Genomic DNA, 15276 nt, shown 5'->3' with positions numbered 1-15276 from the left:
GGTGTGACAGGAACCGTGCACGGCGCGGTCACCGTGGCGCGCCGACGCTGGCAGCCTGTCCCCAACCCGGATGCGCCATGACCACCCTGACCCTGCCCGAACTGGCCAAGAAGATGGCCAATATCGACTTCACCATGCTGCAGACCCACACCGACAGCGGCGAGATCGCGGCGCGGCCGATGAGCAACAACGGTGACGTGGACTACGACGGCGACAGCTGGTTCTTCACCACCGAAGACACCGACATGGTCCGCGAGATCACCCGCGACCCGAAGGTGGCGCTGAGCTTCACCGGCAGCAAGTCGCTGCTGGGCAAGCCGCCGCTGTTCGTGGCGGTGCAGGGCAGGGCAACCCTCCACCGCGACAAGGCGATCATGCAGCAGCACTGGGTGAAAGACCTGGAGCGCTGGTTCGAGCAGGGCGTGGACAGCCCGGGCCTGGTGCTGATCCAGGTAGCCGCGGCGCGTATCCATTACTGGGACGGGGAAGACCAGGGCGAAATCCTGCGCTGAGGGTGGCCCGCATGGCCGCGTCGCGTATGCCGAAGATCGGGTGTGCCGGCTGGTCGATCCCCAGTCGCTACGCCGCGCACTTCGGGCCCGGCGACAGCGCGCTGGCACGCTATGCCACGCGCTTCGAGGTGGCGGAGATCAATTCCTCGTTCTACCGGCCGCACCAACGCACGACCTACGCGCGCTGGGCGGCCAGCGTTCCGCCGGGCTTTCGCTTCTCGGTGAAGCTGCCCCGGACGATTTCGCACGATTCCGGGCTGGTGGGCGTCGGTCCGCTGCTGGACCGCTTCCTGGACGAGGTGGGCGGACTGGGGCGCACGCTGGGCGCGCTGTTGCTGCAGTTGCCGCCGTCACTGGCCCTGGATACGCGCCGCGCCGGGAGCTTTTTCCGCGCGCTGCGTCGACGCACGCCGGTCCCCGTGGTTTGCGAGCCTCGCCATGCCAGCTGGTTCAGCGCGCCGGCCGACGCGCTGTTGCAGCGCCACGCGATTTCCCGTGCCGCGGTGGATCCGGCGCGCGTTGCCGCCGCCGCGCTGCCTGGCGGCGCGCAGGGCTGGCACTACTGGCGCTGGCACGGTTCGCCGCGCATGTATTACAGCGATTACCCCGATGCCGCACTGGCCGACCTGGCGGCACAGGTAATGCACCAGCCAGGGCAGGCGCAGGCACCGTGGGTGATCTTCGACAACACCGCGCATGGCTTTGCGATTGCCAATGCCCTGCGCCTGAAGGAGATCGCCGCGCATGCCTGAAGGCCCTTCCATCGTCATCCTGCGCGAGGCCGCCGCCAAGTTCCGCGGCAAGACCGTGCGCCGTGCGCTCGGCAACAGCAGCCTGGACCTGACCCGCATGGAAGGACGGCGGGTAGTGGCGCTGCGCAGCTGGGGCAAGCACTTCCTGATCCAGTTCAGCGGGTTCAGCCTGCGCGTGCACATGCTGATGTTCGGCAGCTACCGTATCGATGAACGCAAGCCCTCACCGCCGCGCGTGTCGCTGCAATTCGACAACGGCGAATTGAACATCTACGCCTCGTCGCTGAAGTACATCGAAGGGCCGCTGGAAGACACCTACGACTGGCGCGGCGACGTGCTCTCGCCGGCGTGGGACCCGCGCCTGGCCCGGCGCCGGCTCAAGCAGCAGCCAGACACGTTGATCTGCGACGCGCTGCTGGACCAGACGCTCTTTGCCGGCGTCGGCAACATCATCAAGAACGAGGTGCTGTTCCGCACCCGCGTGCATCCCGAATCGACGATCGGCAACATCCCGCCGCGCACGCTGGGCAGGGTGATCGCCGACGCGCGCACCTACAGCGAGGCGTTCCTGGCGTGGAAGAAGGCCGGCACGCTGCGCCAGCACTGGCAGGTGCATACCAAAGGGACCTGTCCGTCCTGTGGCGGGCCGCTGTCCAAGACCTACCCGGGCCACAGCAAGCGGCGGACGTTCTTCTGCCCGAACTGCCAGGTGAAGTACTGACGCGCCTGGCCGCTGTGCAGACCTGCCAGGCCGCGGGAGGTTGACGCTGCGGGGGCGTCGGCTGCTGTAGGATGGCTGCGTCACACGCCATTACGCGCGTCCTGCGCGGTCCGCACCTGACCGCCCGCTTCGCTCCATTTTCCGGGCACGGCGCCCAGCAGGGCGGCCGTGCTCCCCGTGTCCAACGGAGCGCACATGCCGGGCTATACCACCCGCATTCTCACCATTCCGGTCGGTGGTCACGACTTCCGCATCCGCGCGCTCAGCGACCTGCAGCAGTTCGCCGATCCCACCGGGCGCGCCCAACGCGCTGGCATCCATTCCTCGTTGTGGAGCCTGTTCGGCCAGGTCTGGCCGGCCGGGCGGGTGCTGGCTGAGACCATGCACAGCTTCGACGTGGCCGGCAAACGCGTACTGGAAGTGGGCTGTGGGCTGGGCCTGGCCAGCCTGGTGCTGGCCCATCGCGGGGCCGACGTGGTGGCCAGCGACCATCATCCGCTGGCCGAATCGTTCCTGGCCTACAACGCCGGGCTCAATGACCTGCCCGCGCTGCACTACCGCGATCTGCCGTGGGAACTGCCGGATACGACACTCGGTCGCTTCGATCTGATCATCGGCAGCGACGTGCTGTACGAGCGTGGCCACGCGCTGCAGATCGCCCGGATGATGGAGCGCCACGCGCGGCCCACCGCCGAGCTGCTGCTCACCGATCCGGGGCGCGGCAACGTGGGATCGTTCTCGCGTGCCATGGCCGCGCAGGGCTATACCGTTGACGAGGCCTACGGCCTGTTCGACGACGAAGGCGATGCGCCAGGGCGTGGGCGGCTGCTGCGCTACACGCGTGAGGCGGCCTCGCAGGCGGCCTGAGGCGGTTCGGCGGGGTCTGCGCGGTCGCGATGTGGTGACTGCGTGAGCCTGCCCGACGGGCGGATATCGTAGGCTCGGCGGCATTCAAGTGCAGGTGGGAGTCGCGATGCCGTTGAGTCTGTCCCGCTGTCGTATCGGCAGCGCATCCGTGCGTGGGCGGTGCCGGTGAGCGCGCCGTCGGCGTCACCGGCACGCACCCGTTCGATGATCGTGGCCGGGTTGTCGACCGTGGTGGAGTGGTACGACTTCACCTTGTATTTGTACCTGGCCACGGTGCTGTCGCGGGTGTTTTTTGGCGGCGGCGACAACGCCCTGCTGGCCACGCTGGCGGGGTTCGCGGTGTCCTACCTGATGCGCCCACTGGGCGCGCTGTGCTTCGGGCATCTGGGCGACCGCTTCGGGCGGCGCTACATGCTGCTGGCCTCGATGCTGCTGATGACCCTGGCGATGCTGGCCACCGCGTTGTTGCCCACCTTCGACAGCATTGGGGCCAGTGCCGGGGTGCTGCTGTTGCTGCTCCGCTGCCTGATGGCGTTTTCGGTGGGCGGGGAGTACACCGGCGTGGTGGCCTACCTGCTGGAAACCGCGCCCACCCGCCGCCGTGGCCTGGTCACCTCGTTGGCATCGGCGGCCAGCGAGGTCGGCGCGCTGCTGGCGGTGGCGCTGTCGGCGTTGACCGTGGCGTTGCTGAGCACCGCGCAGCTGGACGGGTGGGGCTGGCGCATTCCGTTCTTCGTGGGCGCGGCGTTGGCCGGGGCGATCCTGCTGGCACGCTCCACCATGCACGAATCGCCCGAGTTCGAGCGGCAGCAGGCGGCCGGGACCGTGCCCACCTCGCCGATCCGCGACACCTGGCGCTATCACCGGGGCGCGGTGGCCCGCACGTTTGCGATTTCCGCACTTGGCTCGATCACCTATTACGTGGGCATCACCTACGTGCCGGCGTTCCTGGGCTCGGCGGGCGAGGTGGGGGAATCGGAGGCACTGTGGCTGTCCACGGTGGCGGCGGTGGCGGTGATCGTGGTGACGCCGCTGGCCGGTGCGTTGTCCGACCGGATCGGGCGGCGACCGGTGTTGATCGCACTGGCGCTGTTATCGGCGTTGCTGCCGTTGAGCATGTTCAGCCTGATGGCCGGTGGCACCACCTGGTTGATCGGGAGTGCAGCGGTGGTGCTGGCCTGCCTGGCCGGTGGCGTGAGCGCGGTGGCCGCGCCGGCCACGGCCGAACAGTTCCCCGGCGAAGGCCGCCTCAGCGGCCTGGCGCTGGGAGTCACCATGGCCACCGCGTTCTTCGGCGGCGCCACGCCGTTGCTGGCCGAGCTGCTGGTGCGCCACACCGGCTGGGCGGCGGCACCCGGCGCCATGATCGCCGTGGTCGCGCTGCTGGTGCTGCCGGTGATGTGGACCCTGCGCGAAACCCGGCCCCCGCGGTAATGGCGGTGGGTGGACGCGTTTCGTTGGGCAGCACCCGGCACATCGGCGCTTGGAACGCACCCGGAATATCGGCGCCTGGTAGTGCCGGCCGCTGGCCGGCTCTGCACCGTGTTGGATCGTGAGGAGCCGGCCAGCGGCCGGCACTACCCGGGGAATTCTGCGAGGAGCCGGCCAGCGGCCGGCACTACCAGGGGAATTTTGCGGGGAGCCGGCCGGCGGCCGTTACCACCGATCTGTCAGCTGCCGCCCTCGGTGGGCAGCGGCGCGGGTACGTTCAGCAGGCCGCCCGAGGCGACATAGGCGGCCAGTGCCTGCCCCTGGCTGAGCAGGTGCCGTTCCATCGTGCGTTCGGCGCCTTCCGCGTCGCGCTGGCGGAAGCACGCCATCAGTTCGCGATGTTCGGCCAGCGACTGCGCGGTGCGGCCCGGCGCCAGCAGCTGGCGGCCGCGGTGCATCTTCAGGATGCGGTGCAGGTCGTGGGTGATGCGGATCAGCCACGGGTTGCCGGCGTAGTGCTGCACGGTTTCGTGGATGAGGTAGTTGTTGCGGTAGTACTCGGCGATGTTGCCCTCGGCGGCGGCGGCCTCCATCGCCGCGTGCAGGTCTTCCAGCAGCTGCACCCCGGCGTCGTCGATATGCTTGACGGCCTCGTGCGCGCAGCGGCCTTCCAGCATCGCCATCACCGGGAACAGCTGGTTCAGGTCCTCCAGCGTCAACCGGGTCACCCGGCACCCGCGCCCGGCATCGATCTGCACCAGGCCTTCGGCGGCCAGCAGCTTCAGCGCCTCGCGCAGCGGGGTGCGGCTGATGCCCAGTTCCTCGCACAGCGCAGGTTCGTCGATCCACTCGCCCGGGGGCAGGCGGTAGTCGTAGATGCGCTCGCGCACATGCTCGGCCACCTCTTCGTACAGCGGGGCGCGCTTCTTGGTCGAGCGGGGTGCGGGAGCAATGGCCATGCGGAATTGTAATCCCTCCGTTCGTCGACCGGCCCGGACATCATCCTTCCGGGTGGAACGCCCCCTGCGTCAGGGGGCGCCAACGCGAGCCCTTACATCCAGCCCGGCACCACGAACACCAGCCAGGCCAGCAGCGGGCCGAAGGCGACCACCAGGCCGCTATAGATCAGGAACTGGCGGAACAGCGACTCGCGCTCTTCCTTGGCCGCCGACGCGACCACCAGCGCACCGTTGGTCGAGAACGGGCTGACATCCACGATGGTCGAGGACACCGCCAACGCGCAGATCACGCCCGCCGCGCCCAGGTGGCCCTGCATCAGGAACGGTACCGCCAGCGGGATGGTGGCGCCCAGCACGGCCGCCGACGAGGCGAACGCCGAAACAATGCCGCCCACGTAGCAGACCAGCAGCGCGCCCAGCAGCGGAATCCCGATCTGCGACACGCCATTGCCGATGAAATCGACCGCGCCGGCTTCCTGCAGCACGCCGATGTAGGTCACCACGCCGCAGATCAGCAGCACCGTGGACCAACTGATGCCGTCCACCGCGCCCTTCTGGCTCTTCGGCGACAGCAGCGCCAGCGCCACCGCGACGGTGATCGACACCAGGCCCACGTTGAGGTTGTAGATGAGCGCGGCCACACCCAGCCCGAGCAGGCCGACCAGGGTGAACACGCGCTCGCGGGTGATGCCCACCGCCTCCAGCGCATCGGGATCGTTGGACAGCGTGCCGCCACCGGCCGACACCAGCGCACCGTGGCCTTCGATCGCGAACTGGCGCGAGGAAGCCTGCGGCCCACCGGCCATCGCCAGTTCGGCCGTACCCACGCCACCGCCCACCGACACCGCACCGCGACGCAACAGCGCCACGCCGCCGAAGGCGAAGAAGCAGATCATCGCCATCATGAAGTTGAAGCCCAGGCTGGTCAGGAACACCGCCATTTCGGTCACCTCCAGCCCGGCCTTCTGCACCACGCCGTTGGTGATGCTGCCGTACACGCTGATCGGCGAGAACCCGCCGGCCTGCGCGCCATGGATGACCAGCAGGCCCATCAGCAGCGGGTTGATCCTGTACTGCTTGGCAAACCGCAGCGCCACCGGGCCGATGATCGCCACGGCGGCCGGTCCCAGCGCACCGAACGCGGTGAGCACGGCGGTCACCACGAACATCACCCACGGAATGGCCACGATGCGCCCACGTACCGCACGCACCGACCAATGCACCAGCAGGTCGATGGTGCCGTTCTTCTGGGCGATGGAAAACAGGTAGGTGATGCCGACCAGGGTCAGGAACAGGTCCCCCGGGAATCCACCCAGCACTTCTTTGCCTTCCATGCCGACGAACACGCCGCCGATGATGAAGGCCAACGCGAACGCGACCGCACCCATGTTGATCGGCAGGGCGGTGGCGACGATGAACATGATCACCAGACCGATGATCGTTGCGACTTGTGGACTCATGCGCCCTCCCAGACACTTGACTCGCGTACAGCAAGGATGGAAACCCGCCATCCCGGGTTACGGCGTGTTACAGGCAACTCCCACCTTCATTGCTGCCGGCCCAGCGCGGCATGTACCCACGCCGCCGCACCCTCCAGCTGCTGGAACTCTTCCACCGCGCGCACCTCGCAGCACGGATAGGCGCTGGCCACCATGCGCGCCAGCGCGGTGCCCGGGCCCAGTTGCAGGAACACCCGCGCGCCGCGCTCGAATGCCTGGCGCATCAGCTGCGCCCATTCGATGGTCTGTGCCAGTTGCGCGGCCAGACTGTGTTCCAGCGCGGCACGCGTGCGTACCGGCTGCGCATCGATGCCTGCCAGTACCTGCCACTGCGGCGCCTGCAGCGGTGCCTGCGCGAGTACCTGGGCAAAGCCGTCGGCGGCGCTGGCCAGCAGCGGCGTATGCGCCGGCACATGCACCGGCAGCACGCGCACCTCGGCACGCAGCTGCACGGCGTCCGCGGCCACTGCGCGCAGTGCCGCGCTACGCCCACCCAGGATGAAATGATCGGGGCCGTTGGCAATGGCGATGTAGGCGCCGTGCGTGTCGCACAGCGCCTGGACCACCGCGCGCGGCAGGCCCAGCAGCGCCTGCATGCCCGCGTCGGGCGGACTGGCGGCATCCATCAGCTGCGCGCGTTGGGACGCCAGCGTCAGGCAGGTGGTCGCACTGAAGCTGCCGGCGATGGACTGCGCGGCCAGTTCACCGATGCTGTAGCCGGCCACCAGTGCAGGCGGCGGCAACTGCTCGCGCAGACTCTGCCAGTGCGCCAGGCTGGCCGCGCACAGCAACGGCTGCGCCACTGCATTCTCAAACCGATCGTCTGCCGCCGCTGCCGTGGTTACGTCACGGCCCAGCAGTGCGGTGGCGGTATCGAGCACCTCGCGCGCGGCGGGCAGGTCGCGCACCCGGTCGAACATCGCCGGATGCTGCGCGCCTTGGCCGGGGCAGAGCAGGGCGAGGCTCATGCGCGCTCCTGCTGCAGCAGGAACCAGCTGCAGGCCAGCAGGTCGGCACTGCCGCCGGGGCTGAGCCGGCGTGCCACGAAGGCATCGCCGAGTTGCTGCAGGCGGCTGCGCCACTGCGGGGCGAAGGCACCGCCATCGGCGATGAAGCGTGCTGCCTGCGCACGTGCCCACGCCAGCCCCTGCGCGCCGCCGCGATGCAGCAGGTTGAGGTCATCGGTGTACGCCACCAGGTGCATCAAGGTGTGGCACAGCGCAGCCTCACGCGGCAGCCCGGCCGCCAGCGCATCGCGCAGGACGGGCACGCCGATGCCGCGCAGCAGCGGATAGCCGGCGATGGCCTGCTCGCGCACCCCGGCGATGCCGTGTTGCGCACGTGCGCGTTGGCCGGGGCTGTCGGGATCCAGCGGGGCCACGGCCAGCGCCGGTGCCCAGCGCTGTACGGCCACGCACACTGCGTCGGCGGTAATCACGCCGCCGCGTTCGCGCCGACAGGCGGCCGCCGCGGCCACCAGCAGGCCCAGGCTGAAGATCGCGCCGCGATGCGTATTGACGCTGCCGGTAGCGCGCAGCATCGCCGCTTCGGCAGCGATGCCATGGCCACGCAGCACGCAGAACGGGGCGTCGTCAGCGCCGGCCTGGGCCACGTTGCGGAAGTAGTGGCGCAGCGCGAACAGGCTGCGCAGGAAGCTGCCGGCGTCCATGTCGGTGTGGCTGCCGCGGTCGAACGGCGTCACCAGCCCCGGCTTCGGCGCGCAGGCCAGTTCGGCGTGCAGGCTGACGATGGCCAGCCGGCCCAGGCGCGCGCAGTCGACCGCTGCAGCCGCCGGAACACGCGCCTGCGCCAGGGCGTTCATGCGGCAACACCGGTGGGCAAGAACAAGGTGTCGCGCGGCGCCAGCATGGCGCCGTCGGTGCGTTTGACCAGCACCTCCCGCGCGCTGCCGGCGTACTCGCGCCAGTTCACCGCCGCGCCGCCGGGCAGGCACAGTTCACCATCCACGCGCCGGCCTTCGCGTACTTCCCACGCCTGCAGCCGCTGCACCAGGCGGTCGGCCACTTCTGGCGTATGTACCTGCCACAGCAGATCGATGTCCGACCGGGCGTGCACATACGGCAGCCCGGTGAGCGCCTGCCAGGCAAATGCACCGAACACGCGGGCCGGTGCGATCGCGTCCAGGCCCTGCAGCGCCATGTACCACTCGGCGCTGATCAGGCGGTCGGGGCGGGCGATCAGCGCGTGCAACGCCAGCGGCGGCTGCTGCCGCGCGATGTCCTGCAGCGGCACGCGCAATGCCAGCCGCTGCTTGCCTTCGTCCGGCGGCAGCGGCACGCCCAACCGCACCCGCGGATCGGGATCGTCGGCGGCGCGGCGCGCCACCACCGCCGGCCAGCCCTGTGCGAACCAGGCGGCCAGGCGCGCATCCTGTGCAGGCACGTCGGCGCGCCAGTGGGCGTGCGCGGACAGCCACACCAGCGTGTGGCGGGCAGGCTGCTCAGGCATCGTCGGCCACCACCGCCGCCGCGACCGACGCGGCCAGCGTGCGGCCGCCACGCTGCGCGCCGAGAACCGCGCGGCGATCGCCATCGGCCGGCGTGCGCAGCGCGTCCAGCAAGGCCTGCGCCAGGTCGTTGTCCCACACCGCGTGGACCGCGCCCATGGCCACGTAGTTCTCCACGCCGGGTGCGAACACCGGTGAGCTCCGGCTGAGCGCCTGCAGCTTTTCCAGCGGTTGCTTGGTCACGCGCGCCATTGCGCGCAGGTCCATCACCCGCACCTGCGCGTCGGGCAGGGCATGGATGTGGTCGGCCATCAGGCCGAAGGACAGGAACCCACCGCTCACCGATTCGCCGTACACCAGGGTGACCAGCGGCGCGCCGCGGCGGCGGGCCAGGTCCAGCGTCTGCGCCAGGTGGGCGAAGTAGCCGTTGATGCCCAGCAGTTCATCGCGGCGGGCCAGGCGCTGGCCGGCGGTATCGACCAGCATCACGATCGGCCGCCGTGGATCGGCGGCGGTACTGGCCAGCACCGCCGCGGCCAGGGTGAGCGCATGGTCCACGCCCACCTCGAGCTTGTCAGTGGTGCCGATCACGGTGACCTCGCCATCGTCGGTGTGGGCACTGCCGGTCAACACCGCGTCGGTGACCGCGACGGCGTGCCCGCGTGGGAACAGCGCATCCAACAGCGTGTTCAAGGGCAGGGTCATGGCAGTCTCCGGGCGGCGGTGGCGGCAAGGAAGGCGTCGGTCTCCAGCAGCGGCAGCTGCTGCGGGTCGGCAATGCCCTGCAGGGCCCAGATGTCCATCCCGTCCCGGCAACCGCCCCAGGCCTGCACCCGCGCCTGCAATGCGGCGTGGCGGGCCTGCAGCGCGGCCAGTGCCAGATCGGTGTCGGTGCTGTCGGTATCGGGCACCAGCGCATCGAACGCGGCCTGCGCGAAGGCGCTGATCGCATCGGGCACCAGCACCTGGGCCTGGTCGATCAGGTAGCGGTGCTTGCCGCCGGTGACGCGCCACACCAGGGCACGGTCACGGGCGTCGAACTCTTCCACGCCGCGCACTGTTTCGATCACCTCCGGCCCGGACAGCGACAAGCGCCCCTCTTCGGACATGATCACCGTGGTGCAGCAGCGCGCCACGATCCCCATGCCGCCGAACGCGCCGTTGCCGCTGCCGATCAGCGCGAGCACCGGCACCCCGGCGGCACGGGTGGCCAGGGTGGCGCGCATGATCTCGGAAATGGCGATCAGCCCGGCGTTGGCTTCATGCAGCCGCACGCCGCCGGTATCCAGCAGCAGCAGCACGCCGTCCGGGCGCTGGTCTACGGCACGGTGCAGCAGGCCGGTGAGCTTGGCGCCGTGCACCTCGCCCACGCCGCCGCCCATGAACTGGCCTTGCTGCGCGGCCACCAGCACGCGCTTGCCGCGCAGCAGGCCTTCGCCCACCACGATGCCGTCGTCGAATGCAGCGGGCTGGTCCAGTTGCGCCAGGTGCGGGCTCATCGCGCGCCGGGCCGGGCCCAGCAGTTCCTTGAACGTGCCCGCATCAAGCAGGCCTGCAATGCGCTCGCGCGCGTCGGCTTCGTAATAGCTGTGGCGGTGGGCGATGCTCATGGCTGGCCCCCCGCGCGCAAGGTCTGCACCGCCTGGTCCAGGCGCAGGCTGACCACGGCCGGCGTGGCGCCGGCATCATTGATCGATACCTGCACGTCGCGCAGCGGATGGCGCTGTGCGAAGTCGCCGATCACCGCTTCCCAGATGGTGCCAAAGCCCTTGGCGGCCGTGATGATGCGAACCGCCATCGCGCCGTCCAGCGCGGCCGGTTCCAGCAGCACTTCAAGGTTGCCCGAGGCCAGCACGCCCACCAGCACCGCTTCGGTGGGGAAGCGCACGGCGGTGGTGCCGTCGAATCGATATGTGAGGGTTTCCATGAGCCTGTCCCTTACCAGTTGCGGAAGCGCTTGGGCGGGTCGTACAGACCGCCGGACCAGCGCACCAGGTCTTTCACCGAGCGCGCGGCCAGCAGGTCGCGGCTGGCATCGCGTACGTTGATGCCCAGGTCGTCCGGGCGCTGGATCACGCCGCGGTCGCGCAGGTTCTCGACCATGGCGCGGTCGCGGCCCAGGCCCACCGCGGTGTAGCCGGCCACGCCACGGATGGCCTGTTCGCGCTCTTCGGGGGTGCGGCACAGCAGCAGGTTGGCGATGCCTTCCTCGGTGAGCACGTGGCTGACGTCGTCGCCGTAGATCATCACTGGCGGCAGTGGCATCGCCGCGCGCTCGGCCAGTTCCCACGCATCCAGGCGGTCGACGAACGCCGGTGCCATGTGCTCGCGGAAGGTTTCCACCATCTGCACCACCAGCTTGCGCCCGCGCGGGATGTCGCCGGGGCGTGCGGCCTGCTGGCCGGCCTTGAGCCAGGCATCGCTGGCGTGGCGGCGGCCGCGCGCATCCGAACCCATGTTGGGCGCGCCACCGAAGCCGGCGATACGGTCGCGGGTGGCGGTGGAGCTGTTGCCCTGCAGGTCGATCTGCAGGGTGGAGCCGATGAACATGTCGCAGGCATACAGGCCAGCAGTCTGCGAGTACGCCCGGTTGGAGCGCATCGCGCCGTCGGCGCCGGTGAAGAACACATCGCCGCGCGCGGCGATGTATTTCTCCATGCCCAGTTCGGAGCCGAACGAATGCACCGATTTCACGAAGCCCGACTCGATGGCCGGGATCAGCGCCGGGTGCGGATTGAGCGCCCAGTGCTGGCAGATCTTCCCCTTCAGCCCCAGCGATTCGGCATAGGTGGGTAGCAGCAGTTCGATCGCGGCCGTGTCGAAGCCGATGCCATGGTTGAGCCGGTTGACCCCGTACTCGGCGTAGATGCCCTTGATCGCCATCATCGCCATCAGCACCTGGATCTCGGAGATCTGCGCCGGGTCGCGGGTGAACAGCGGTTCGATGTGGTTCGGGCGCGGCGCCTGCACCACGAAGTTGACCCAGTCGGCGGGGATGTCGACGCGGGGCAGGGTATCGACGATCTCGTTGACCTGCGCGATGACGATGCCGCCCCCGAACGCGGTGGCTTCGACGATCACCGGGGTGTCTTCGGTATTCGGCCCGGTGTAGAGATTGCCGTGGCGGTCCGCGGCCTGCGCCGCCACCAGCGCCACGCGGGGCGTGAGGTCGATGAAGTAGCGGCCGAACAGTTCCAGGTAGGTGTGGATGGCACCGATCTGGATGCGCCCGTCGGCGACCAGATTGGCCAGCCGCACCGACTGCGGCCCGGAGAAGGAGAAGTCCAGCTTCGAGGCGATGCCGCGCTCGAAGACGTCCAGGTGCGCGGGCAGCGACAGCACCGATTGCACCATGTGCAGGTCGTGTACCCGCGCCGGGTCGAGGTCGGCCAGGGCCTGGGCGAGGAAGTCGGCCTGTTTCTGGTTGTTGCCCTCCAGGCAGACCTTGTCGCCCGGTTCAAGCAGGGCGTGCAGCAGCGCGGCGATATCGCCGGCCGCCACCTCACGGCCGCGGGCCCAGGGCGCTGCGCGTTCGAGTCGTGCCTGGCGACTGCGTGCCAGGGTGTCCCAGGTAGGGTTCATCGACACAGATCCGGATGACGTTGAGATAATTACGCCATAATTACGGAGCGGTGTGCAACCCGCAGCGCAGCAAAAAACAAGGCCCGCCAAGGGGAGGGCCTGTTCAGGTTGATGACGTGGGGGCGGCGTGGCGTCGGGCTCTGCCTGGCCGCTGTCATGCAGCCGGGCAGAGCCCGGCGCTACGCGCGTGGTCTCAGAACGTCCAGCGCAGGCTGGCCGCCACGAAGCGCGGTTCGCCGTAGTTGTTGTAGTCCAGGTTGGCCCAGTAGGTCTTGTCCAGTGCGTTGCGCACGCTCAGCGTGGCCGTCCAGTTGTCGGTGATGCGGTAGTTGGCGTTGAACTGCACCAGCGCATACGCCGGCTGGTTCACCGTGACCGTGCCGCCCAGCGGGTAGGGAATGTTGTAGCCCTGCACCTTGCTCTGCCACTGCACGCCGCCGCCCACGCTCAGGCGCGACAGCGCACCGCGCAGCTGCACCTGCGTGTTGAGCTGCAGCAGGTCTTCGGCCGGGTTGGCGTACAGCTGGTCGGTGGCCGCGCGGGTCACCTTGACGTGGGTGAAGCCGGCATTGACCGTCCAGCCCGGCAGGATCTCGCCGTTGATGTCCACTTCCCAGCCGCGCGCCTTGGTGCCGTTGACGCCGACGTAGGCCGAGCTGCCGTCGCTCAGCGAGCCGTCGGGCACGCTCATGTCGCGCATCGCGTAGTTGTCCTGCTTGGCCTCGAACACCGCCGCGTTGGCGGTCAGGCGGCCGTCGAACCACTGGCTCTTGATGCCCGCTTCCAGGTTGGAGCCCTGCACCGGCGCCAGCAGGTTCTCGTTCTTGTCCTTGTAGTTCTGCGGGTTGAAGATTTCGGTGTAGCTGCCGTAGACCGAGAACTGCGGGGTGATGTCATACACCAGGCCCACGTACGGCGTCACTTCGTCCTTCACCTTGTAGGCACCGCTGGTGGCGGTGTACGCCCCGGCCACGTTGTAGGCGCGGGTCAGCGTCTCCCAGCGGCTCAGGCGCGCGCCGGCGATCAGCGACAACGGATCGGCCAGGCGCAGGCGGGTGGCCAGGTACACGCCGCTCTGCCGGGTGCGCGCTACGCGGCGCGCGCCGGTACGGGTGTAGGTCACTTCGGAAATGTCGCCGTCCCACGTCCGGATGTTGGGGATGTAGTAGCAGCGCTCGGTGCCGCAGCGCGCCCAGTCGGTGGGGTAGTTCAGAGCTAGGGTGTTGGTGGTGCTTTCCAGGTCGGACCACTGCCCGCCCAGGGTCACGTCATGCTCGCGCCCGAACAGGTCGAAGGTGCCGCTCAGGTAGGCATCCACGTTGCGCCGGGTGTCTTCCGAATCACCGGCGGCGGTGCGCAGGTAGATGCCCGCGCCGGTGGCCGGGTCCGGGTAGCCGGTGCCGTACAGGCGCACGTTCTGCACGTTGCCGCGGGTGTAGGCGGTGTTGACCTTGAGCAGCCAGTTTTCGCCGAAATGCTGTTCCAGGTTGGCGAACACGGTGCTGGTTTCGCGCTGCCAGTAGCTCCACTTCGGGGCCACGTTGGTCGAGCGCGGCAGGTGCGCGAAGTTGCCCTGGCTGTCGAAGAACGGCACGGTGCCCCAGGTCGAGCCGACCGGGTTGTTGTCCTGGGTCTGGTAGCCCACGGTCACGGTGGTGCTGTCGGTGAGGTCACCTTCCAGAACGGCCATGCCGGCCATCTTGTTTTCCTTGTAGCGGTCGTAATAGAAATCACGATCGGTGTAAGCGGCGACCACGCGGCTGCGGAAGCGGCCGTCGGCGGTCAGCGGGGCGGTCACGTCCGCTTCCATGCGCTGATAGTCCCAGCTGCCGGCGCTGACCGAGAACGACGCATCGAACGTCTTGCCCGGGCGCTTGCGCAGCAGGTTGACCGTGGCCGAGGGCACGCCGGCACCGCTGAGCAGGCCGTTGGCGCCGCGGATCACTTCCACGCTGTCGTAGAAGGCGGTGTCGTATTCCTGGTTGGTCGAGCCGCTGTAGGTGGGAATGCCATCCACCTGGAAATCGGTGATGGCAAAGCCGCGCGCGTAGTACAGCGGGCGCTGGGTGTCATAGAAGGACACGCTGACGCCGGTGACGTTGCGCATCACGTCGTTGAGGCTGAACAGCGATTCGTCCTGCAGCCGCTGCAGCCCGATCACGCTGGACGACTGCGGGGTTTCCTGCAGGCTGATCGGCAGGCGCGTGGTGCTGGACGGCGCGGCGCGCTCGCCCAGCACGCTGACCTTGTCCAGCGTCTTGGCGTCGCTGGCGTCGGCGGCAGTGTCGGCCTGGGCCAGGGGCGAGGCCAGCGACAGCACGGAAAGCAGGGCCAGGCCCAGCGGGGCGCGGCGGAGGGAGCGGGGCGAAAGATCGCGGAAGGACATGCGCAGGTCTCGAATCGGTCTCGGGAGGGGGAACAGCGGGCAGCGGGCACAGCAGGCCGGCGCCACTGGCGCCAGGCGGTAGATCCATCTCAGGGGGTGA

Annotated in this window: 15 protein-coding genes; 5 read left to right on the top strand and 10 right to left on the bottom strand. The window is 69.1% G+C overall.

The window, feature by feature from the left end; all coding sequences use genetic code 11:
- The first annotated feature begins 77 nt into the window (after window positions 1-77).
- The 5 genes from ABIA71_RS12510 (at window position 78) to ABIA71_RS12490 (ending at window position 4286) form a co-directional block, all read left to right on the top strand.
- Window positions 78-512, top strand: a complete 435-nt coding sequence (locus ABIA71_RS12510) for a pyridoxamine 5'-phosphate oxidase family protein (RefSeq protein ID WP_354285472.1) — start codon at window positions 78-80, stop codon at window positions 510-512.
- Between the two features lie 11 nt (window positions 513-523).
- Entirely contained in the window at window positions 524-1264 is a 741-nt protein-coding gene (locus tag ABIA71_RS12505) for a DUF72 domain-containing protein (protein WP_354285470.1), read from the top strand.
- Window positions 1257-1985 (top strand): DNA-formamidopyrimidine glycosylase family protein, encoded by a 729-nt coding sequence (locus tag ABIA71_RS12500; RefSeq protein WP_354285468.1) that lies wholly within the window; start codon window positions 1257-1259, stop codon window positions 1983-1985. The genes ABIA71_RS12505 and ABIA71_RS12500 overlap by 8 nt, the downstream gene beginning before the upstream one ends.
- Before the next feature lie 195 nt (window positions 1986-2180).
- Entirely contained in the window at window positions 2181-2852 is a 672-nt protein-coding gene (locus ABIA71_RS12495) for a class I SAM-dependent methyltransferase (RefSeq protein WP_354285467.1), read from the top strand.
- Between the two features lie 204 nt (window positions 2853-3056).
- Window positions 3057-4286, top strand: a complete 1230-nt coding sequence (locus ABIA71_RS12490) for an MFS transporter (protein ID WP_354285586.1) — start codon at window positions 3057-3059, stop codon at window positions 4284-4286.
- 236 nt (window positions 4287-4522) lie between these two features.
- Here ABIA71_RS12490 and ABIA71_RS12485 read toward each other — a convergent pair whose 3' ends face one another.
- From ABIA71_RS12485 to ABIA71_RS12440, 10 genes are all read right to left on the bottom strand, one after another.
- Window positions 4523-5242, bottom strand: coding sequence for a GntR family transcriptional regulator (locus ABIA71_RS12485; RefSeq protein ID WP_128097711.1), 720 nt, complete (start codon window positions 5240-5242; stop codon window positions 4523-4525).
- A gap of 92 nt (window positions 5243-5334) precedes the next feature.
- The gene (locus ABIA71_RS12480; RefSeq protein ID WP_354285465.1) at window positions 5335-6702 is read right to left on the bottom strand and encodes an SLC13 family permease; all 1368 of its coding nucleotides are present in this window, start codon (window positions 6700-6702) and stop codon (window positions 5335-5337) included.
- An 86-nt stretch (window positions 6703-6788) separates the two neighbouring features.
- Window positions 6789-7709 carry a malonate decarboxylase subunit epsilon gene (gene mdcH, locus ABIA71_RS12475; protein ID WP_354285463.1) on the bottom strand — a complete coding sequence of 307 codons (921 nt, stop codon included), beginning with the start codon at window positions 7707-7709 and terminating at the stop codon, window positions 6789-6791.
- Entirely contained in the window at window positions 7706-8563 is an 858-nt protein-coding gene (gene mdcB / locus ABIA71_RS12470; RefSeq protein ID WP_354285461.1) for a triphosphoribosyl-dephospho-CoA synthase MdcB, read from the bottom strand. Before mdcB ends, mdcH begins: the two co-directional genes overlap by 4 nt.
- The gene (mdcG, locus tag ABIA71_RS12465) at window positions 8560-9210 is read right to left on the bottom strand and encodes a malonate decarboxylase holo-[acyl-carrier-protein] synthase (protein WP_354285459.1); all 651 of its coding nucleotides are present in this window, start codon (window positions 9208-9210) and stop codon (window positions 8560-8562) included. Before mdcG ends, mdcB begins: the two co-directional genes overlap by 4 nt.
- A complete protein-coding gene (gene mdcE, locus ABIA71_RS12460; protein WP_354285585.1) occupies window positions 9203-9907 on the bottom strand; it encodes a biotin-independent malonate decarboxylase subunit gamma in 705 nt (234 codons plus the stop codon). Before mdcE ends, mdcG begins: the two co-directional genes overlap by 8 nt.
- A gap of 2 nt (window positions 9908-9909) precedes the next feature.
- Window positions 9910-10818 (bottom strand): biotin-independent malonate decarboxylase subunit beta, encoded by a 909-nt coding sequence (locus tag ABIA71_RS12455; RefSeq protein WP_354285458.1) that lies wholly within the window; start codon window positions 10816-10818, stop codon window positions 9910-9912.
- The gene (gene mdcC, locus ABIA71_RS12450; protein WP_354285457.1) at window positions 10815-11135 is read right to left on the bottom strand and encodes a malonate decarboxylase acyl carrier protein; all 321 of its coding nucleotides are present in this window, start codon (window positions 11133-11135) and stop codon (window positions 10815-10817) included. The genes ABIA71_RS12455 and mdcC overlap by 4 nt, the downstream gene beginning before the upstream one ends.
- An 11-nt stretch (window positions 11136-11146) precedes the next feature.
- Complete coding sequence (gene mdcA / locus ABIA71_RS12445) at window positions 11147-12790, bottom strand: malonate decarboxylase subunit alpha (protein ID WP_354285455.1); 1644 nt, start codon at window positions 12788-12790, stop codon at window positions 11147-11149.
- A gap of 193 nt (window positions 12791-12983) precedes the next feature.
- A complete protein-coding gene (locus ABIA71_RS12440) occupies window positions 12984-15176 on the bottom strand; it encodes a TonB-dependent siderophore receptor (RefSeq protein ID WP_354285453.1) in 2193 nt (730 codons plus the stop codon).
- Between the last annotated feature and the right edge of the window lie 100 nt (window positions 15177-15276).

Origin of the sequence: Stenotrophomonas sp. 2619, assembly GCF_040548725.1 — a bacterium.
Lineage (GTDB): Bacteria > Pseudomonadota > Gammaproteobacteria > Xanthomonadales > Xanthomonadaceae > Stenotrophomonas > Stenotrophomonas maltophilia_AP.
Note: the sequence above shows the minus strand (reverse complement) of the source record. Positions and strands in the feature narration are given on the sequence as shown.

Excerpts from the sequence above, each read along its gene's own strand:
- mdcH (WP_354285463.1), bottom strand. The coding sequence starts at position 7,709 with ATGAGCCTCGCCCTGCTCTGCCCCGGCCAAGGCGCGCAGCATCCGGCG.
- ABIA71_RS12455 (WP_354285458.1), bottom strand. The coding sequence starts at position 10,818 with ATGAGCATCGCCCACCGCCACAGCTATTACGAAGCCGACGCGCGCGAG.
- ABIA71_RS12480 (WP_354285465.1), bottom strand. The coding sequence starts at position 6,702 with ATGAGTCCACAAGTCGCAACGATCATCGGTCTGGTGATCATGTTCATC.
- ABIA71_RS12510 (WP_354285472.1), top strand. The coding sequence starts at position 78 with ATGACCACCCTGACCCTGCCCGAACTGGCCAAGAAGATGGCCAATATC.
- mdcA (WP_354285455.1), bottom strand. The coding sequence starts at position 12,790 with ATGAACCCTACCTGGGACACCCTGGCACGCAGTCGCCAGGCACGACTC.
- ABIA71_RS12490 (WP_354285586.1), top strand. The coding sequence starts at position 3,057 with ATGATCGTGGCCGGGTTGTCGACCGTGGTGGAGTGGTACGACTTCACC.
- mdcG (WP_354285459.1), bottom strand. The coding sequence starts at position 9,210 with ATGCCTGAGCAGCCTGCCCGCCACACGCTGGTGTGGCTGTCCGCGCAC.
- ABIA71_RS12440 (WP_354285453.1), bottom strand. The coding sequence starts at position 15,176 with ATGTCCTTCCGCGATCTTTCGCCCCGCTCCCTCCGCCGCGCCCCGCTG.
- ABIA71_RS12485 (WP_128097711.1), bottom strand. The coding sequence starts at position 5,242 with ATGGCCATTGCTCCCGCACCCCGCTCGACCAAGAAGCGCGCCCCGCTG.
- ABIA71_RS12505 (WP_354285470.1), top strand. The coding sequence starts at position 524 with ATGGCCGCGTCGCGTATGCCGAAGATCGGGTGTGCCGGCTGGTCGATC.
- mdcC (WP_354285457.1), bottom strand. The coding sequence starts at position 11,135 with ATGGAAACCCTCACATATCGATTCGACGGCACCACCGCCGTGCGCTTC.
- ABIA71_RS12495 (WP_354285467.1), top strand. The coding sequence starts at position 2,181 with ATGCCGGGCTATACCACCCGCATTCTCACCATTCCGGTCGGTGGTCAC.
- ABIA71_RS12500 (WP_354285468.1), top strand. The coding sequence starts at position 1,257 with ATGCCTGAAGGCCCTTCCATCGTCATCCTGCGCGAGGCCGCCGCCAAG.
- mdcB (WP_354285461.1), bottom strand. The coding sequence starts at position 8,563 with ATGAACGCCCTGGCGCAGGCGCGTGTTCCGGCGGCTGCAGCGGTCGAC.